The following is a 20,914-nucleotide window of genomic DNA, read 5'->3' on the forward strand; positions in this document are numbered from 1 at the left end:
ATATTATATTGGAGGTCACATACAATGAAATACCTCATGACATTTATTTGGGCATTAGTCTTGTTACAAATGGTCAATTTCGTATTGAATAGTTTAAATGGTGGCGGTGCGTTAAACGTCGTATCACCAATCATCATGGCTGTTATCTTTACTGTAGCAGTTGCTATCTTAGCTGCTACTATAAGTCCAAAAAGCACGTCAGAACAATACGAATAATAAATATTAAACAAATGGTCATTTCTAGTAACAATGAGGCATTTGTTATTAATTACAAAAAGCTGGTAGCGCACTTTAAAATAGTCGCTACCAGCTTTGTTTTGTTTATCTTCCAATACAAACAAAACAACAGGCTAGAATTGCTCTTCTAGCCTGTTGTTTGTTGTGAATTAACACGATTATTCTGGTTTAGTCACGTCAAATGTTAATTCGTTATCATTATTAAGATCTACATTTATTTTAGTACCTTCTGGTAAGTTTTCTTTAATCATCATACGAGCTAATGGTGTCTCAATTTGTCTTTGTACAAATCGTTTCAATGGACGTGCACCAAATTGAGGTTCATAAGCTTCTTCACCTAACCATTTTTTCGCTTCGTCAGTTACTTCAATGGTAATTCTTTGATCAACTAATCTCATATTCAATTGACCTAATATTTTATCGACAATCATACTCATATCGTTTACTGATAATGGTTTGAATAACACAATATCATCCATACGGTTTAAAATTTCAGGTTTGAAGTAAGCATGCAAACTATCCATGACCGCTTTTTCAGTTGATTCACTTATATCTCCTGTTTCTGAAACTTGTTCTAATAGGACTTGTGAACCGATATTACTAGTCATGATAATAATTGTATTTTTAAAGTCCACACTTCTACCTTTAGAATCAGTCAATCGACCTTCATCTAATATTTGAAGTAACACATTGAACACATCGCTATGCGCTTTCTCTACTTCATCAAGTAAGATGACTGAATAAGGATTTCTTCTAACTGCTTCAGTTAATTGACCACCTTCATCATGACCTACATAGCCTGGAGGGGCACCAATTAATCTAGACACTGCATGTTTCTCCATGTACTCACTCATGTCAATGCGTATCATATGTTTTTCAGAATCAAATAATGACGCTGCTAATGATTTAGCTAATTCTGTTTTACCTACACCTGTAGGTCCTAAGAATAGGAAACTACCGATAGGTCTATTCGGATCTTTAATACCTGCTCTTGCACGTACAACTGCGTCTGATACTAAGTCTACAGCTTTATCTTGTCCAACCACACGTTTATGAAGAATGTCACCTAAGTGAAGTAATTTTTCTCTTTCTGTTTCAACTAATTTAGAAACTGGGATACCAGTCCATTGACTAACGATATCACCAATTTCTTCATCAGATACAATTTCACGAATCATTCTATCATTATCTTCGCCTTGTTCATCTTGGAAAACGTCTTCTAATTCTTTTAATTCTTTTTCTAATTGAGGTATTTTACCATATTGTAATTCTGCTGCTTTTTCTAGATTATTATTAGTTTGTGCGTCTTCTAAAGCTTTTCTACTTTCATCTAATTCTGCACGTTTTTCTTGTAGTTTCGCAATTTTTTCTTTTTCTTGTTCTACACGTGATTGTAATGACGCTTGTTTTTCTTTTTCATTTGATAATTCTTCTTGAAGTTCTTCTAAACGTTGTTTACTAGCGTTGTCAGATTCATTTTTCAATGCACTTTCTTCAATTTCTAATTGCATTACACGTCGATTAACTTGGTCTAATTCAGTTGGATTTGAACCCATTTCAGTACGTATAGTGGCACATGCTTGGTCAACCAAGTCAATGGCTTTATCAGGTAAAAATCTATCAGTAATATATCTGTCGGAAAGTTCTGCTGCTGCAACTAATGCACGGTCTTGAATACGTACACCATGATACACTTCATAGCGCTCTTTCAAGCCACGTAGAATAGATATTGTATCTTCTACATCAGGTTCACTGACACCCACTTTTTGGAAACGACGTTCTAAAGCTGAATCTTTTTCGATATATTCTCTATATTCATTTAATGTTGTAGCACCAATACAATGTAATTCACCACGTGCTAACATTGGTTTCAACATATTTCCGGCATCCATTGCGCCATCTGTTTTACCAGCACCTACTAACATATGAATTTCATCTATAAATAATATAATTCTACCATCAGATTCCTTAACTTCTTTAAGTACTGCTTTTAAGCGCTCTTCGAATTCACCTCTAAATTTGGCACCTGCAACCAATGCACTTAAATCAAGTTCGAAAATGGTTTTATCTAATAATGATTCCGGTACGTCCTTTTTAACAATACGTTGTGCTAATCCTTCGACAATCGCTGTTTTACCAACACCTGGTTCACCAATTAGCACTGGATTGTTTTTTGTTTTACGACTTAATATACGAATTGTGTTACGAATTTCTTCATCACGGCCAATGACCGGATCCATTTTACCTTGACGTACCTCTTCTACTAAGTCACGTCCATATTTTTCTAATGCTTCATAATTTACTTCTGGGTTCTGACTAGTCACATGATTTCCCCCTCTTATTTTATTAATAATTTCTTTAACCACTTCAGTTTTATTACCTATAAAGTTTTGTGTAGTTTGATCAATGTCCATTGCTGCACGAAGTACATGTTCCATTGAAATAAATTCATCATCATATTCATTCATATATGTTTCAGATTTATTCATCAATTCATTCGCTTTTGCACTTATATATTGACCATACTGTACATTATCTCCTTGTACAGTTGGATAAGCTTTTAATTTATTATCATAAGCTTTTTCTAGTTCTTCTACATCAATATTTGCACGTTCTAGAACACTCTTAATTAAACTTTCACTTTCATTTAATGTCGCTTTTAAAATTGCTTCAATTTCGATATTTTGTAATTCAAATTCTTTACTATACTCAATGGCTCTTTGTAATGAACCTTGTATAGCATATGTCATTTTATTGATATCCAATTGTTTTCACCTCTATTATTTTAGAGTCGGTCAAAGGTAAAAAAATTTCGATTTGACTTTGACTTTCTTTGACCTTAACTATATTATAGTCCCCTTCTAATAAATTATCAACAACTTAAGCTTGTTTTTTGTAATATTTTTTAGGTTTATTTTTAATATCAAATGTGATGAATCAAACCTTTTATTATTCTATTTCCCAATAATTCAAACAACAAACAAAGCATTAATAACTATATTTAACTGTTTCGTTAAATAATAGAAAATAACCCGAGATATCTATTTATCTCGGGCTTTCTTTATAAATTTATTCACCATTCAATATATTTTAGTAAAGTCAAACACGTATGATTAGTTTGATTTATTAATTTGTTGGATGATTATTTCTTTTTAATCTTACTTAAAATTTCATCTGTTAAGGCTTCTACACCACTATGTTCTAAATGTATGCCATCTGGCGCAAAGTATTCTGTATGTCCTTCTGATCTTTTATACCAATCGATTAATGTTACATTACTTTTTTCTTTAGCTGCATCTGCCATTAGTTTATTGACATGATCCTCGTACCCTCTTGGTACTCTAGTATTGACCAAATATACTTGCGCATCTCCAAATTTATTAATTAAATCATCAAGTTGCTTTTTATTAAAATCTCCATTAGTACCTAATTCTAAAATAACTTGGTCTGTTTTTTTATTATATTGTTTATAATTAGCTTCTACTAGTGGAATAGCTTGATACAAATTACGACCAACCTTACCATCAATTTTAGCTTTAGGTACCCTATCTTTAAAGTTCTCACCAATATCTACCATTACCGAATCACCGATTAACAATGGACTAATATCAGTATACACATCTGTGTCCTTACTATTTTTTTGGCCAATTTTATCTATTGGAATCATTCTTATTAAATATTTATCTTCTAAATCAGTATTAAATGAATTTGATTTTTGATCGATTTTATCTTTTCCTAAACCATCAAACGCACCACCCATAATAAATGCAAATGGAATGATACATATCATAATTGCAATCGTTCTTATAAGTGCAGGTTTGTATTTACGTTTCAACGTAAATGCCTTTAAACCTTCTTTTCTAAATGGTGTTTCGATATATCTATAAGAAGCTTCAGCACATAATACTGTTAAAATAATATCCACAATGTAAACATAGAATGGAATTTGACCTGCAATAAAATGACTATGTACAAAGCTAATAATAGGGAAATGCCATAAATATAAACTATATGAACGTTTACCGATATAAACAAATAATGGATTACCTAATAACTTCGATACTAATGTAGATGGATGAACAACACTTGCGATTATCAACAACGTCATAGCAGAAATAATATAAAATCCACCATCATATATCCAGTCGCTTTCATCTTGAACTGTAAAGAACAATAAGATTAAAAAGGCCAGTCCAAATAATCCTACGCCGTCTATCGCTCGCTGTAACACTTTAGGTGGTTCAGCCTTTAGCTTAAATGGTGGCCATAAGAAAGCTAAAATCACACCTAATAATAATGTTTGTAGTCTCGTATCAGTTCCAAAATACACTCTAGAATGATTAAGATGTGGTTGTGAAATCACAATCATTAGCATGAGTGATAATAATGAAATAATCCAAAAAATTAATGTAATATTGCGATATTTCTTTATAGTTAGCAATAATGTAATTAAAACGACAGGGAAAAATAAATAAAATTGTTCCTCTATCGCTAACGACCAAAGATGTTTTAATGGCATGAATGAGAACTGTTCAAAGTAGTTAACATCTTTAGCTATATACCACCAATTTGATACATAGAATATAGCAGCTATAATATCATGTTTCACTCTAACTATATCTTCAGATTTGAATAGTAATGTGGCTATACCTACTACTAATAATAAAACTAATACTGCTGGTACTAGACGCTTTAATCGACGTAACCAGAAATTCTTTAAATTAATGATACCCGTTTCTTCATACTCTTTTAATAATAAACTTGTGATTAAATAACCTGAAATTACAAAAAATGTATCTACACCCAAAAAGCCGCCTGTCAACCATTGCTTATTTAGATGGTAAATGATAATGCCGATAACGGCTATCGTCCTTAATCCATCTAAACCAGGCATATATCTTAATCGCTTACCCCTAGTTTTAGTTCTTTTATATTCCTTTTCCATATTTCACTTTCTTCCCCATAGAGTCATTTCGAATTTCGTTTAAAACAGATTTATTAATAATATGATTAATCTGTATAAATACGTCATTCGAGTCTTAAGTTAAAAGAGATATGTATGTCTAACAAAATGTATAAATCAATATTTTCAAAACAGATTTAACTTTAATAATCTGTAAAGATTGACTAAGATTACTCTTCTGACAATTTATTCACAACTTAAATTTATTGTGTTCTAGTTACAATCAGTCTTAAATATTGTAATACAATCGTAATATAAATTCAATTTAAATACTAAATGAATACTATATTTTTAATGACGATTTGTTTTTCTGATAATTTTCCAAAGAATTTTTTTATATTTAGGAATAATACGTTAGATTTTGACTTATATATGAATGGCCATACGTCTCAAAAATAAAAAAGAATGGCACATAGTATCCTATACACGATTCGTGCATTAAACTACATGACCATTCTTATTCTTTGTCATAAAGATTATCCAACGCCTAGTGCAATTTTTGCATATCTAGACATCATGTCTTTATTCCATGGTGGACTCCATACAATGTTTACTTCAGTATCTTGAATTTCTGGAATCTCTGCTAAAACAGTTTTAATTTGTTCGATAATTTGCGGTCCTAAAGGACAACCCATAGAAGTTAATGTCATCTCAACAGTACAAAGTCCTTCATCATCCACATCAACTTTATATACTAAACCTAAATTAACAATATCAATGCCTAATTCAGGGTCGATTACCATTTCTAGAGCCCCTAGGATACTATCTTTTAACGCCTCTTCCATTAGTATCACCTCTCTATATTTATCTTTATACTAATATATCAAATATCCGACAAAACGCCAATAAAATGCTATGATACAACTACAATATATTAAAACGACATAAGGAGATATTTATGCAACCTTATTTAATTTGCTTAGACTTAGATGGAACATTATTAAATGATAATAAAGAAATTTCGAATTATACGAAACAAGTGTTAACTGAATTACAACAACGTGGTCACTCCATTATGATAGCGACTGGACGTCCTTATCGAGCGAGCCAAATATATTATCATGAGTTAAACATGGATACACCGGTTGTGAATTTTAATGGTGCTTATGTACATCATCCTAAATCTGATGAATTCAAAACAATACATGAAGTATTAGACATTGATATGTCAAAAAATATCATTGAAAAGTTACAACAATTTCAAGTGACTAATATCATTGCAGAAGTAAAAGATTATGTTTTTATCAATAATCATGATCCACGCTTATTTGAAGGGTTCTCTATGGGGAATCCGAGAATACAAACTGGTAACTTACTTGAACAACTTAATGAAGCACCTACATCACTTTTAGTAGAAGCAGAAGAAAGTAAAATTCCAGAAATAAAAGATAAATTAACTCATTTTTATGCTGAAAATATAGAACATCGTCGTTGGGGCGCGCCTTTCCCAGTGATAGAAATCGTTAAACGTGGCATTAATAAAGCGCGTGGTATTGAACAAGTCAGACAGTTTTTAAATATTGATCCACAACATATTATTGCTTTCGGTGACGAAGATAATGATATTGAAATGATTAAATACGCACAACATGGTGTTGCTATGGATAATGGTTTACAAGAACTAAAAGATATAGCAAATGAAACTACATTTAGTAACAACGATGATGGTATTGGTAGATATTTAAATGACTTCTTTAATTTAAATATCCGTTATTATTCATAGAACGAGATGTTAAATCAATCTGAGATGGTGACACGATACTATCTCAGCATTTTTATGATATAAGGAGGTTGTCAAATGAGTAAAATTGTTGTAGTTGGTGCTGTAGCAGGTGGTGCTACTTGTGCTAGCCAAATTAGACGTTTAGATCAAAGTAGTGAGATTACTGTATTTGAAAAAGATAGAGATATGAGCTTTGCAAATTGTGCTTTACCTTATTATTTGAGCGATACAATCACTGAAAGAGAGAAAGTTTTAGCATATACACCTGAATCCTTTTATGATAAAAAGCAAATTAATGTAAAAACATATCATGAAGTCATAGCAGTTAATGATACGCGTCAAACTGTTACTGTGAAAAATAGAACTAGTGACGAAACATTTGAAGAACACTATGATTATTTAATACTTAGTCCTGGTTGCAGTGCCAATCGACTTAACTTTAATACTGACATGGCCTTTACTTTAAGAAATTTAGAAGATACTGATGCAATTAATGAATATATTGATACTCATGACGTTCATAAAGCACTTATTGTAGGTGCCGGCTATATTTCGCTTGAAGTACTTGAAAATTTATATCAACGTGGATTAGATATCACACTTATTCATCGCTCCGAACAAGTAAATAAATTAATGGATCAAGATATGAATCAACCTATCTTTGAAGAACTAGAAGAAAAACATATTGAGTATCGTTTAAATGAAGAAATCACTGATATCAATGGTCATGACGTTTCATTCAAATCTGGTAAGAAAGAACAGTTCGATATCATCATTGAAGGTATCGGTACAAAACCTAATTCTGAATTTATTAAGTCATCTAATATCCAAATTGATGACAAGGGTTTTATACCGGTTAATGATTATTTCCAAACAAATATTCATAATATCTATGCATTAGGCGATGTAATCTCATCCCATTATAGACATGTTGACTTAAAAGCTAATGTACCTCTTGCTTGGGGTGCTCATCGTGCTGCCAGTATAATCGCAGAACAACTTGTTGGAAAAAGCAATATCAAATTTAAAGGTTATCTTGGCGCAAATATTGTAAAATTCTTTAATTATACATTTGCTAGTGTTGGCGTCAAACCTGATGAGTTATCTCACTTTAATTATAAAATGGTTGAAACGAAGCAAGGTGCACATGCAGGTTATTACCCAGGTAATACACCCTTACATTTAAGAGTTTATTATGATGAAGAAACAAGAGTAATCATACGTGCAGCTGCAGTTGGTCAAGAAGGCGTAGATAAACGAATTGATGTTTTATCAATGGCGATGCAAAATAATATAACAGTTGATGAATTAACAGAATTCGAAGTTGCCTACGCTCCACCATATAGTCATCCTAAAGATTTAATCAATATGATTGGTTACAAAGCACAATAAATAAAGTAAAAAGCAAGTCGATTCAATGATTAGATTGAATCGACTTGCTTTATTTTCTTACATAAACATGGTTTATACCTTATTATCCTAAACCGAACATCTTACTAATTGGTCCCCAAGGAAGAATGATACCGATTGCAATTGTTACGATAATTAATGCAATTGTCATCCAGAATAATTTATCACTATTTTCATGTTTCTTTCTCTTAGCAATCGAAACTTCCATCAATGCTAATACACCCAAGCCACAAAGCATTTTCAATGTAAGTAGCATATGATTGCCACCTTCACCATGGCTTGCTGCTGCGAATTCTTTAATTAATTCCCAGAATCCAGAAATAAGCGCTAATACCATAAATAATCTTAGCAACATTTGTAAAGGTTTAAAATATGGTGATGCTCCTTGTACTTTTGAAATGTTTAAGTATGTAGCAATAAATAAAATAATTGCTAATACCCAACTTAAAATATGAACATGTAACAAGACAATGTCCCCCCCACTAATATATTTACTTTAATTATCATAACATAAAAGTGGTAGCTATCATTGAAGTTTAATTACTTCAAGATAGCTACCTTGTTATTTAAAATAATACAATTTCATCAATTATTTTGAAATATAAGTTGTTAAAGTACCAATATTATCAATTGTTACTTTTACTTCGTCACCTGGTTGTAAGAATTGTGGTGGTTGCATACCTGCACCCACACCAGCTGGCGTACCAGTCGCAATAATATCACCAGGATGTAAAGCAACATATTTAGAAATTTCTTCGATTAATTCGTCAATTTTTAAGATCATTTCACCAGAATTACCATCTTGACGAATTTCATTATTAACTTTTGTTACAATGTTAACATTTTCAGGAGTAGGAAGTTCATCCTTCGTAACGATATATGGTCCCATTGGGCAACCGCCAGTTAAACTTTTAGATAAAAATGCTTGGTCATGATTATTTTGGGCGTTACGGTCTGTAATATCATTAATAATTGTATAACCATAAACATAGTCTAATGCTAGCGCTTTAGGAATTTTCTCACCAGATTTACCAATGACAATACCTAATTCCCCTTCATAGTCTAATTGATCTGTAATATCTTTATGATTTGGAATTGTAGCACTATCACCTGTTAATGATGACGCAGCTTTAGTAAATACGTATAAACGTTGTACTTCATGGTTCAATTCACTTGCATGGTCTTCATAGTTACGACCGAATGCAATAACGTTATTCGGTGGGGTAACTGGTGGTAAAAACTCAATATCATTAAATGAAATTTTATAATCTTCAGCTTTACCACTATCTTCTGCAGCAACAACTGCTTTACGTACTTGTTCTTGGAAATCTAACGTTTGGTTTTGTTGTAAACCTGCTAATAATGTTTTTGGATGAAAATCACTTTCCGCAAAATCAGCAAATACTAATGTTAAATCCCAAACAGCATCTTCACGTTTAACTTTAACACCGTATGAAGTTCTGTCATTATGCTTGAATGATAAAAATTTCATTCATAATCAACTCCTCATCTATATCTTAATACATATTATAACTATAATAAGCATGAAATAACAAATATATAAGTAAGAAAATTAAGAAAGTTTCTACAGATTGGTTATCATACTTTATTAGGATGGCTAGAAATCATTCATGATCATCTATTTCTAACATGCCAAACTTAAAGAAGTATAGATAACCTTTAACTTTTGTTTGAAGAATCGTTTCTAATGTATTGCGATAATATTTCATCTGAATTTGATATTTATCTTTCAATTGCTGTCCGATTTCCTCATCTGTTAGCCCTTTTCGTCGATTGAATGCATCTGTCTTATAGTCTACAAAGTAATATTGACCTTCACTCACGTAAATCAAGTCAATCATACCTTGAATAATCGATACACCCTCATCTTCCAACTCTATCTGATCAACTTTCGATTGATTCACTACAAATGGTAACTCTCGGTAAACTTGATCTGCATTGGCAATATTCATGTATAAATCACTCTGAATGAATGACATAATTTCTTTAAATCTAATATCCTCTTTAGCGTCAGATTCAATAATATTAGTTTCTATTAGACGATCGATATATTCATCTAACTCTGTTTCAGTCAATCTACTCATTTTAAACGGCAAATGCTGCATTACTGTGTGCATTAATGTCCCCACTTCATTAGCCTTACGTTTACCTTGTTGACTTAAAAACTTTGGTCTTTCGTATGTTGACACACCAATACGGTATTGACGCACTCGATCATAATTTGTACCACTTTCCTCTGTTTCCAATTGACGCTTCAATTCAGATACAGATTGTTTAGATGGTTTTTCAATATCCTTTTGGTATGGATATTCAAATATTAGTTTTTCCTTAATTTTAGCTTTGATGTCATCATTACCGCTTTGATCATTTTCAATATCTTCTACAGTTCTTAGTTCACTTTCTGATACTAGAGTCTCTGTTGATATATCTTCGAAGTTGTCTACATATAGATTCACTCTTGGTTTAACATTGCTATCTAATTGTTCTATGTTTGATTCAAATTTTTGATCATTTGTAATACTTGAAGATTGATATTTAGCTAAAATACTATAAATCATAGTAAATGGCGTTGGTGCAGTTAAACGTTCGTTAACTGCAAGATGGTTTCCCGAAATTGGCAATCTTTCTAATTTACCTAATTCTTTTTCATCTTTCACCCTACCTATCAGAATCAATTGCTCTTTGGCACGAGTTAATGCAACATAAATTAAACGCATTTCCTCAGAGATCATTTCCTTCTCATTAATTGCCTTATAAGCCACTGAAGATAATGAAGGATACGCGATATCTTCATTAACATCGAAATAATCCATACCTAAACCATATTTTTGATTCAATACAACTTGTCTACTCAGATCATTTTTATTAAATCTTTTAGATAGTCCTGAATAAATGACAAATGGAAATTCCAAGCCCTTACTACTATGAATGGTCATCATTCTAACCACATTATCATTTGGACCAACAATATTTTCTTCACCGAAATCCTTACCTCTATCAATCAACTCGTCAATAAATCTAATGAATTGATATAAACCTCGGAAACTTGAATTCTCAAATTCAATCGCTTTATTAAATAAACCATAAAGATTTGCTCGACGACCTCTACCACCGATAAGACCACTAAAATATTGAATCACATAATGGTCATTATAGAATTTATCAATTAATTGATAAACAGGATAGCGCTGACTATAGTCTTGATAATGTTGAATATCAGCTAAAAATCGTTTTAACTTAGTTACTAATTTTTTATTAGCCATATCATTTTTTATATATTGTTGAATCGATTGATAAAAATAATCATCATTCGGACTAAATACGCGAATATTAGCTAATTCATCTTCTGTAAATTGATAAATCACTGAACGCATTAACCCGACTAAATAAATATCTTGTAATGGATTATCAACTGTACGAAGAAACGATAATATTAAACGTACTTCTGTTTGTTCAAAATATCCTTCCCTACTATTGACATGGAATGGGATATCATTATCTTTAAATGCTTGCTGTAAATTACGTGCTTGGCCATAACTTCGTTCTAGAATAACGATATCTTTATACGTTGCTGGTCGATACGTATTTGTTTTCATATCATAGACTTTTCGATGTTCTAAAATATCTTTTACTTGTTCAACGATATAATTAGCTTCTTGCTCAGTACCCGTTAATTTACTATTTTCCGAGCTAGCTTCAACTAATGTACGTAATTCTACATTATGATTAACTTCATCAAAAGGTGCACCATAATATAATTGAGCTGCGTCATCATAAGTGATTTCTCCTACCGCTTCATCCATCATATGCTTAAATAAATAATTAGTAGTAGATAACACTTCTTTACGAGAACGGAAATTCTGTGATAAATCAATACGCATTCCTGCCTCATATCCATCAACATTAAATCGATTATATTTTTCAATAAATAAGCTAGGATCTGCTTGTCTAAATTTATAAATGGATTGTTTTACATCACCAACCATAAATAAATTACCATTCGATTCATCACCCGTTTTAATACAAGATAAAATTTTCTCTTGTACTCGGTTTGTGTCTTGGTACTCATCTACTAATATTTCAGAAAAATGTTGACGATACATTTCAGCAATGGCAGACGGTGTGCCATCTTCATTGGTTAAAATTTGAAGTGCAAAATGTTCGTAATCAGCAAAATCTAATACATTTCGACTTCTCTTATGCTTACTAAAATCATGGATAACATCTTTCACAATTTCTGAAAGATAGTTCACACGTGGCGCAAGTAATTGCATATCACGTTTTAATTCTTCTGGAGTTCTTGAAAAATAATCATTTTTCACTTTATTAATCATGTCTTTATATTTATCATATGAGGCTTTCGCGTCTTCTAAAGCGTCGAGCATCATCGCATTTTCTTCTTTAATTTTAGCGCTAATACTAGGAAATCGACTTACAAATTGGTGATTAACAAGTACATCCACCTGTAGTTGATCATTATTATATAAATCACGCATAAATCGACGTTCTTTTTCAATAACTTCTAATTGTTTCTCAACACCTTCCATCATTGAAAATAATTCATAACTTTTTTCAAGCGATTCATAACCAGCATTAATAAAGATCATTGCTAAATCGTTTAATAATTTTAATAAATCATCTTGTTGTGTTTCATCGTGGTATGGTGCAGATAGTTGATTTAACCATTCGAATGGATCAGGGTTAGCAATACTAAAGAAATATAACTGTTTAATCATATTTCTAAATTGTGTATCACTACGATCATTTGATAATTGCTCTGTTAAATCAATAAAATCAGGATTTAACTTATCATAATGTTGTTCTAATACTTCATCAATCGTTTGTTCTAAAAGTAGAATATTCTCCGCTTCACTACTCGTTCTAAAATTCGGATCGATATCCAATACATCATAATGTTGTTGAATTAATTTTAAACAAAAACTATGCAAAGTGGATATCTGTGCTTGATGTATTTTGATACGTTGATTTTTTAAATGTTCGTTATTTGGATCTTCTATGGAAGCCTGTTGTATACGTTGATTCACACGATGTTTCATCTCTCTAGCACTTAAATTCGTAAATGTTACAACTAATAAGCGGTCAACATCAATTTCATCCCTTAAAATTCGTTGAATAATTCTTTCTACAAGGACAGCCGTTTTCCCGGATCCTGCAGCAGCCGCTACTAAAGTATCTTGACCTTTCGCATAAATACTACGCCATTGTGCATCTGTCCAAATAACATCTTTAGGTTTTGTAGGTATCATTCATTTTCACCTCCATTTTCTTCCATTTGTTGTATTGCTTCTATTGGATTAATCGATTCATCAACTGTGCGATATCGTTTACTATCAATCATACCATCCACATGACATACTGATTGATAACTACAAAATTGGCACGGCAATGTTTGTTTATATTTAAGTGGTGATACTTCTGTGTGACCATCCATAATATGTGTTGCTGTATCAATAAAGTTATTTTTATTATGTTCTATAAATTTATAAATTGTTTTTTCATCAGCAACTTGACTACCAGATTTACTAATAGCACCTTTAGCCGTTAACCCTACTGGCACAATATCAGATTTGAATTTAGGTTCTAAACGGATATCTAATGCATCTAAAACATCTTCGTCACTATTAACTAATCCACTCATTTTAAATGATTTAATATAATCTTTTTCTATTTTCTCTTGATCAATTTCCGACCAGTTTTTCAATTTTAATCTTGGCTCATGAACATGGAAATATAGTAATCCTCCTGGCTTAACTATATCTGTTAATCCTAATCTATCTTGATTTTGTAGCACAATGTCCATATACGTCATCATCTGCATTTGTAAGCCATAATACACTTTGGTTAAATCAAGTGTGGCACTGCTTTCTGACGATTTATAATCGATAATATTAACATAGCTTTGATTATCTTTAGTATACGTATCAATACGATCAATTTGACCTCTGATATTAATGGGTACACCTTGTTTAGTTGTTAATGATTGTGCAATTAACTCATCATCAGATTTAGGCTTTTTACGGAAACCTGTTTCAAATTGTTGTGGTTTGAATTTTGTATAATCGCCTTGATATTTTAGTGCATTAAGTGTCGTCTCTACAATGGCACCTATTCTTCGTGATAAATATCGATAATAAGCAGACGAATTTAGTAAATTAAATTGTACTTTAGGTAGAATAGTTTCTAATGCTTCAGTAGTTAATGCCTTGATTTTCTTTTGATCTAAATGTTTAAAATCGCCATTGATACGATCCGAAATGTATTTCAATACAGAATGGAAGATATCACCTAAATCAAAATTCTGTAGTTCATATTTTGTGCGTTCATTTAATCGTAAGCCATGTGAAGCGTAGTGTTTAAATGGACACTGTTGATACCCTTCAAATCTCGATACACTTGCATTGATGGTTTTACCATATAAATCTTGCGCCAGTGTTTCATTAAGTTGTGTAGTTTCATTATCGTAAGTTAATGAAGTCATTAAATAATCTAGGTCTTTATTTAAACGCTCGTCATCTCGCATAACTTGGTACGCATCTATCCATGTCTCTGCTACAATTTCTTCGTCTAACCACGCTCTCAGCGCTTCAAACAAATTAATTTTAGTTTGATGCACATTTTCAATTAAAGACATTGGGTACGCTTGATGCATCTGATGGATATTAACTGCATCCAAGTCTTGATAAATATCTTTAATTTGAGCGAGAAATGGACTCATTTCTTTTTCATCACCTGATGCCCCCATTAAACTATATGAAAATGTCACTTTAGAAGTTGCTCTAGTCATAGCGATATAACATACAAATGCTTCATCCATTTGTAAAATATCTGCCGTAGGACTTAATTCGATTTGAGCATTTTCTTCAAATATTTTCTTTTCATCGTCACTAATTAAACTAGAAGAAGAAATGGGTTGTGGCATTGAACCATCATTCATACCTACAAGATAGATATGCTTTTTATTATCTACTTTTGCTAAATCCATGGTACCAATACTTACTTGATCTAGTGTTTGTGGAATCATAACAAATTCTAATTGTTCTAATCCTATATCAAACACTTCTAAGAAACGAGATAATGACATATTTTCATTTTCAAAGACTGTCACCAAGTCATCTAAAATCTGTATTAATCCGTTCCAAATTTGATCAATTTCTTCAGCTTGTTCATGATAACCATCATTATCTAGCATATCTCTCTCAGTCATCAAATGATTCGGTAATTCAAAATATTCCATACTCTCATAAAATGCCGTCGCAAAATCTCGTACTGTTTTTCCTTCATTCATGGCTTGTTCAAAATGTAAAATTTTATCGATGACATCTGTTTTTAATTTGACTACTTGTTCAAATGTGTCTCTTTCTTCTTGAGTCAGTTGATGTTCTTTGCGCCCCATTTTTCTAAAGTTTTCTATGTTAAATAACTCATCATCTAACCATCTTTTTCCATATATTCCGCGTTCTATCGCAAAGTTTTCCAATAAATCTATAAGATGGGTACTATTTTTAAATTGATCTGTGAGTACATTGGTTTTCAATAAACGCATCATGGCATTGATATGCCAATTAGATTGGATGACTTCGATTAATGAACGAATCATTTCCATAATAGGATGATGTGTCATTGAACGCTTTGTATCGATGTTAAATGGAATTTGATATAACGGTAAAATTGATTCAAATAAATCCGCATAAGATGCATCTCTATAAAGGATTGCAATATCTTGAAAACGTAATTGATTATCACGTGTGTCTTTAAGTATTTGACGTGCTATTTCATTTATTTCTTCTCTCATACTTGATGATTCAAAAATATCTATAAATCCTTCTGATTTTTGAGGTATGATTTGTAATGCATCGAATTGTGACTCTAATGATTTTAAGTCATTATTTTCAAATCGATAAATATCTGTAAAGAAGTTTTTATTTAATTGGATATGCAAGTCTTGTGCTATATCTTCGAGATGCGTGAGTACTTCTGAGGGCTTTCTAAATAAACTAAAAGCATCTTTATTCCCGTCAGTAGTGAGTAATACCGTTACTTTTTTAGCATTCTTTACTAATGCTTGTATCATTTCATATTCTAAAGTTGAAAAGTTGTGGAAGCCATCTATGTATATTTCTGATCGTTTCAACCACTCAGATTGATCCATTTGTGTAATAAATTGACGCAATGAATCCTCTACTGTAATAAATTGTCCATGCATTCTCGATTCAAATTGCTTATATATTAAAGATATATCTTCTAATTTATGCTTTGTTCTCGTTTGAACATGATGCGTATTTAAAAATTCATCAATTTGCTCTGGCAAAACAGAATACTTTTTAAAATCTTGAATTTGTTCTGCTAACTTTTCACTAAATCCAAAATATTTAGCTTGCGAACGATATAATTTCATATCATCTTGAAATTGTTGTACTAGATGATAAATCATCATTTCTGTCGCAGCCTTAGATAAACGTTGTTCCTTGAAGCCCCCAACTTCTTGGAATACTCTATGACTTAATCTTTCAAAATGAAGTACTTCTGTTCTTAAACTACCATTCAGTGAATTGTCATTAACAAATGCTTGTTCAAATTGAAATGTACTTTGTGTTGGAGCGATTAAAATAATTGGATCCCCAAGTGGGTCACGTTTCATTTTATCTTTAATTTCATCAACCATTGCTGTGGATTTACCAGTACCAGCTCTCCCAATATATGCATTTAATTCCATTATAACCCTCACTCCTTTGACAACATTTTAACACATAGAAACACTACATTTTTATAAAATGTTAGTGTTTCTTGCGCACTAGCTTTAGCTAGGGTGAACCTTTAATTTAAATTAATATTGAGATTTCGTCGTAACCCCAACTTGCATTGCTTGTAGAATTTCTTTTTGAAATTCTCTATGTTTGGGGCCCCACTCCCCTGGCAAAGTAGCGTAAAATGAAAAAAGCGGTAGACATCATTACAACATCTACCACTTTAAATCGTATTAATTTTTAGTATTATCTGGATTAAAGTTAAATTTAAATTCATTTAATGGCCAGAATCTAAATGATACTTTACCAACAATTTGATCCTTATCGATTAAGCCGAATGAACGACTGTCTTTACTTACTTCACGATTGTCACCTAATACTAAGTACTTACCTTTAGGTATCACGTTAGATTTAGGATTTGCATTAGCTAAGTCTTTCACTTGGAAAGTACCAGTAATATATTCAATTTGCTTACGTTTCTCATTATAATTTAAATAAGGTTCATCTTGTTTCTTACCGTTAATGTATAATTGGTCTTTTTTATATTGTACTTTATCACCAGGTACACCAATCACACGTTTTACGTAATCATCTTTCTTGTTAGCATGGAAAACGATGACGTTACCTTTTTTCACATCACCTATTTTATAGCCCATAATATTAACAACTACGCGTTCACCATCTTTTAATGTTGGATCCATTGAATCACCTTTAATTGTATACGGTTGACCAACAAATTTTCCTATTAAAAATACTAATGCTAAAGCCACCGCTATGGCAATAACCCACTCCATAATTTCTTTTTTCAAATTAGACACCTCTTATATTCATTTAAAATCTGTCGTAAATGCTTCAAACGGATAATATTTAATACTTATATCTCCAATAATATTCTGTTTATCAATTAAACCATAGCGTCTTGAGTCTGATTGATTATGATCATTATCATTTAACACAAAATAATGTTTAGGTGAAATGATATCGCCATCAGAATATTTCATATCTCTTAATGAAAAGTTGTTTAATTGTCTATTTTCCGCAAATTTATCTTTAATTTCTCTATCGTCACGATAAATTTTATTATTCCTTATTTCAATAGATTGACCTGGTTTACCTATAATCCTACCAAAATGAGTATGCCCATCATTTTTATACATGATAATATCACCAGTATCTAATAAATTAAATGTAACTTTAATTTTATTAACAATTAATCTATCACCTTTAATTATTGTAGGTGACATATTGTCTTCGGAAACGACGGCTCCTCTAATAACGAATGTTTGAATGAACAGTACAATAATAATCGCAAATATTAAGGAAATCAAATATTTAATAACAGTTTTCACTTTTTCACTCCTTAGTAGAGCCCATAAAATACTTTTCTACCCTTTTACTAATAAACCAAAGTATGATGAAAAAAAGTATAGTCACAATTGCTCTTATCGGATTAGTGAAAATAGTCGTTACTTCTCGTCCCATTATCCCTAATACAGTGATAGAAATCAATTTAGATAAAGTTAATACAATAAAATAATACTTTGTTTTAATATGTGAAAGGCTTGCCACTACATTAATCAATGTATTTGGTGTAAATGGAAAGCATAATAATATAAATAATGGTATTAAACCTTGTCTATCAATAAAACTAATTAATCGTTGTACAGATCGTTTAGTTTTAAATTGCTTCATCTTTTTTGTGTTGACTAATCGTTTAAAAATTAAAAACATAGTAAAAGTACCGGAAACGATACCTAGCCAACATATGATAATACCTACTATAGCACCATATGTATGCATAATTAATATGACATATAACGTTAGCGGTAATATTGGAATAATTGCACGAAAATAAATGAGCACAAAGCCTGGAATATATCCAAATTGCCGAAATAAATCAAACCATTCTTCTAACTGTTCAAACGACAAAATCCCAAATCCTTTCTTCGGTAAACATTACTATATTTATTATAGTTGTAATTATAGCTTTTTGAAACAACTATCTTTTTAAATTCAATAAATACATCTTTAGGCGTAGATGATTCTCTATATCAATATAAATACCGATGAAACACATTATGTTCCATCGGTATTATTTCAATTATATTTAAATCATTTAAAATGATTATTTTTCTTTGTAATTGATGACTTATAATCTTGCTTCAAGATCTTTTTTCATATCTTCAAATCCTGGTTTACCAAGTAAAGCAAACATATTTTGTTTATACGCTTCTACACCAGGTTGATTGAATGGATTTACACCTAATTGATAACCACTCATAGCACATGCAAGTTCGAAGAAGTACACGACATAGCCAAATGTTTCTTCATCTAATTGTGGAATGTTAACAACGATATTAGGTACGCCACCATCAGTATGTGCTAATAATGTACCTTCAAACGCTTTTGTATTAACTTCATCAATTGTTTTACCAGCAAGATAATTTAATCCATCTAAATCGTCACTATCTTCTTCAATAGTAAGATCATGTTTTGGATGATTCACTTTAACAACTGTTTCAAATAAGAAACGACGACCTTCTTGAACGTATTGTCCTAATGAATGTAAATCAGTAGTGTAGTTAGCACTTGAAGGATAAATACCTTTAAAGTCTTTACCTTCTGATTCACCAAATAATTGTTTCCACCATTCATTGAAATATTGCATTGACGGTTCATAGTTGATAAGCATTTCAGTTGTATAACCTTTGCTATATAGAAGGTTACGGATTGTTGCATATTGATAAGCAATATTTTCTTCTAATTTGTCAGAAGATAATTCTTTACGTGCTTTTGCTGCACCAATCATCATCGCTTCAATATTAATACCTGCAGCTGCGATTGGTAATAAACCTACAGCAGTTAACACTGAATAACGGCCACCTACATCATCAGGGACTACAAATGTTTCATAACCTTCATTTGTAGCTAATTGTTTTAATGCACCTTTTTGTTTATCTGTTGTAGCAAAGATACGTTTTTTAGCTTCTTCTTTGCCATATTTATTCTCAACTAATTGTTTGAACAAACGGAATGCAACTGCTGGTTCTGTAGTTGTACCAGATTTAGAAATGACGTTTACAGAGAAATCTTTGTCAGCTAAATAATCTACTAATTCTTTTGTATAGCTTGATGATAAATGATTACCTACAAAAACAATTTCAGGATAGTCATTATTTGTTCTAAATGAAGATGTTAGCATTTCAATAGCAGCACGTGCACCAAGGTATGAGCCACCAATACCAATAACAACTAACACGTCAGAATTTGCTTTAATACGTTTAGAAGCTTCTACAATTCTTGAAAACTCTTCTTTATCATAATCAACTGGAAGGTCTACCCAACCCAAGAAATCATTTCCTGCACCAGTTCCTTCATGTATCGTTTTGTGTAATGTCTTCACGATATCTTTTTGTTGTTCTAATTCATGTTCTCCAAAAAATTCTAAAGTCTTACCATAATCTAATTGAATATGAGTCATCTAAAAAGCCTCCTATGTTTTACTACTTTAATTCTACTAAGTTTGTATATGCTATTCAATTCACAAGTCTCTATTTTATATTCAAAAAGTGAATTTTCAGTGTCATCTTCTTAAATCATTTAAACAACCTTCCTTCTTTATACAATTTTCTAAAAATTATTAATTAATTAAAATGCCTGCATACCAACTATTACATGTATTTCTATTCTAAAAAGTTTTACCTAAAATGTATATTTATGTAGTTTTATGGTTTATTTTTCATCAAGAATTTGCTATGATGAATTTATATTAAAATTCTGAAAATAATTTGAGGT

At 31.3% G+C, this 20,914-nt stretch carries 14 protein-coding genes; 3 read left to right on the plus strand and 11 right to left on the minus strand.

The annotated features are described in order from the left end of the window. Positions 1-24: 24 nt before the first annotated feature. Positions 25-216: a YjzD family protein gene (locus EL082_RS08910; protein ID WP_002450785.1), complete on the plus strand. Its 192-nt coding sequence runs from the start codon at positions 25-27 to the stop codon at positions 214-216. A gap of 179 nt (positions 217-395) precedes the next feature. On the opposite strand, the gene clpB is transcribed toward EL082_RS08910, so the two are convergent. The 3 genes from clpB to EL082_RS08925 all read right to left on the minus strand — a co-directional run bounded on the left by clpB (position 396) and on the right by EL082_RS08925 (position 5,985). Beyond that, the gene (gene clpB / locus EL082_RS08915) at positions 396-3,002 is read right to left on the minus strand and encodes an ATP-dependent chaperone ClpB (RefSeq protein WP_019235848.1); all 2,607 of its coding nucleotides are present in this window, start codon (positions 3,000-3,002) and stop codon (positions 396-398) included. 377 nt (positions 3,003-3,379) lie between these two features. Then, positions 3,380-5,182, minus strand: a complete 1,803-nt coding sequence (locus EL082_RS08920) for an acyltransferase family protein (protein WP_103286261.1) — start codon at positions 5,180-5,182, stop codon at positions 3,380-3,382. A gap of 494 nt (positions 5,183-5,676) precedes the next feature. Next, positions 5,677-5,985, minus strand: coding sequence for a metal-sulfur cluster assembly factor (locus EL082_RS08925; RefSeq protein WP_002450788.1), 309 nt, complete (start codon positions 5,983-5,985; stop codon positions 5,677-5,679). A 113-nt stretch (positions 5,986-6,098) separates the two neighbouring features. On the opposite strand from EL082_RS08925, the gene EL082_RS08930 reads away from it, so the two are divergent. Both EL082_RS08930 and EL082_RS08935 read left to right on the plus strand, forming a co-directional pair. Continuing rightward, entirely contained in the window at positions 6,099-6,923 is an 825-nt protein-coding gene (locus tag EL082_RS08930; protein WP_015365222.1) for a Cof-type HAD-IIB family hydrolase, read from the plus strand. Positions 6,924-6,998: 75 nt separating this feature from the next. Next, positions 6,999-8,315 (plus strand): CoA-disulfide reductase, encoded by a 1,317-nt coding sequence (locus EL082_RS08935; RefSeq protein ID WP_002467063.1) that lies wholly within the window; start codon positions 6,999-7,001, stop codon positions 8,313-8,315. An 82-nt stretch (positions 8,316-8,397) separates the two neighbouring features. Here EL082_RS08935 and EL082_RS08940 read toward each other — a convergent pair whose 3' ends face one another. From EL082_RS08940 to EL082_RS08975, 8 genes are all read right to left on the minus strand, one after another. Further along, the gene (locus EL082_RS08940) at positions 8,398-8,799 is read right to left on the minus strand and encodes a YisL family protein (protein ID WP_002467064.1); all 402 of its coding nucleotides are present in this window, start codon (positions 8,797-8,799) and stop codon (positions 8,398-8,400) included. Positions 8,800-8,922: 123 nt separating this feature from the next. Then, positions 8,923-9,825 carry a fumarylacetoacetate hydrolase family protein gene (locus tag EL082_RS08945; RefSeq protein ID WP_002450792.1) on the minus strand — a complete coding sequence of 301 codons (903 nt, stop codon included), beginning with the start codon at positions 9,823-9,825 and terminating at the stop codon, positions 8,923-8,925. A 133-nt stretch (positions 9,826-9,958) separates the two neighbouring features. Continuing rightward, positions 9,959-13,621 (minus strand): helicase-exonuclease AddAB subunit AddA, encoded by a 3,663-nt coding sequence (gene addA / locus EL082_RS08950; protein WP_002467065.1) that lies wholly within the window; start codon positions 13,619-13,621, stop codon positions 9,959-9,961. Beyond that, positions 13,618-17,088, minus strand: coding sequence for a helicase-exonuclease AddAB subunit AddB (gene addB, locus EL082_RS08955; RefSeq protein WP_019235846.1), 3,471 nt, complete (start codon positions 17,086-17,088; stop codon positions 13,618-13,620). Before addB ends, addA begins: the two co-directional genes overlap by 4 nt. A 264-nt stretch (positions 17,089-17,352) precedes the next feature. Continuing rightward, positions 17,353-17,928 carry a signal peptidase I gene (lepB, locus tag EL082_RS08960; RefSeq protein ID WP_002465522.1) on the minus strand — a complete coding sequence of 192 codons (576 nt, stop codon included), beginning with the start codon at positions 17,926-17,928 and terminating at the stop codon, positions 17,353-17,355. Positions 17,929-17,946: 18 nt separating this feature from the next. Further along, positions 17,947-18,468 carry a signal peptidase I gene (gene lepB / locus EL082_RS08965; RefSeq protein WP_002465524.1) on the minus strand — a complete coding sequence of 174 codons (522 nt, stop codon included), beginning with the start codon at positions 18,466-18,468 and terminating at the stop codon, positions 17,947-17,949. 4 nt (positions 18,469-18,472) lie between these two features. Next, positions 18,473-19,048 (minus strand): TVP38/TMEM64 family protein, encoded by a 576-nt coding sequence (locus EL082_RS08970; RefSeq protein WP_049415358.1) that lies wholly within the window; start codon positions 19,046-19,048, stop codon positions 18,473-18,475. A 220-nt stretch (positions 19,049-19,268) separates the two neighbouring features. Continuing rightward, positions 19,269-20,600, minus strand: a complete 1,332-nt coding sequence (locus EL082_RS08975) for a glucose-6-phosphate isomerase (protein WP_002450798.1) — start codon at positions 20,598-20,600, stop codon at positions 19,269-19,271. Positions 20,601-20,914: the final 314 nt, after the last annotated feature.

Source organism: Staphylococcus warneri (assembly GCF_900636385.1).
GTDB classification, from domain to species: Bacteria; Bacillota; Bacilli; order Staphylococcales; family Staphylococcaceae; genus Staphylococcus; species Staphylococcus warneri.

Bases quoted from the DNA above. Each gene is read 5' to 3' on its own strand.
- EL082_RS08975 (WP_002450798.1), bottom strand. From the start codon at position 20,600: ATGACTCATATTCAATTAGATTATGGTAAGACTTTAGAATTTTTTGGA.
- EL082_RS08910 (WP_002450785.1), top strand. From the start codon at position 25: ATGAAATACCTCATGACATTTATTTGGGCATTAGTCTTGTTACAAATG.
- addA (WP_002467065.1), bottom strand. From the start codon at position 13,621: ATGATACCTACAAAACCTAAAGATGTTATTTGGACAGATGCACAATGG.
- addB (WP_019235846.1), bottom strand. From the start codon at position 17,088: ATGGAATTAAATGCATATATTGGGAGAGCTGGTACTGGTAAATCCACA.
- EL082_RS08945 (WP_002450792.1), bottom strand. From the start codon at position 9,825: ATGAAATTTTTATCATTCAAGCATAATGACAGAACTTCATACGGTGTT.
- EL082_RS08920 (WP_103286261.1), bottom strand. From the start codon at position 5,182: ATGGAAAAGGAATATAAAAGAACTAAAACTAGGGGTAAGCGATTAAGA.
- EL082_RS08930 (WP_015365222.1), top strand. From the start codon at position 6,099: ATGCAACCTTATTTAATTTGCTTAGACTTAGATGGAACATTATTAAAT.
- EL082_RS08925 (WP_002450788.1), bottom strand. From the start codon at position 5,985: ATGGAAGAGGCGTTAAAAGATAGTATCCTAGGGGCTCTAGAAATGGTA.
- EL082_RS08935 (WP_002467063.1), top strand. From the start codon at position 6,999: ATGAGTAAAATTGTTGTAGTTGGTGCTGTAGCAGGTGGTGCTACTTGT.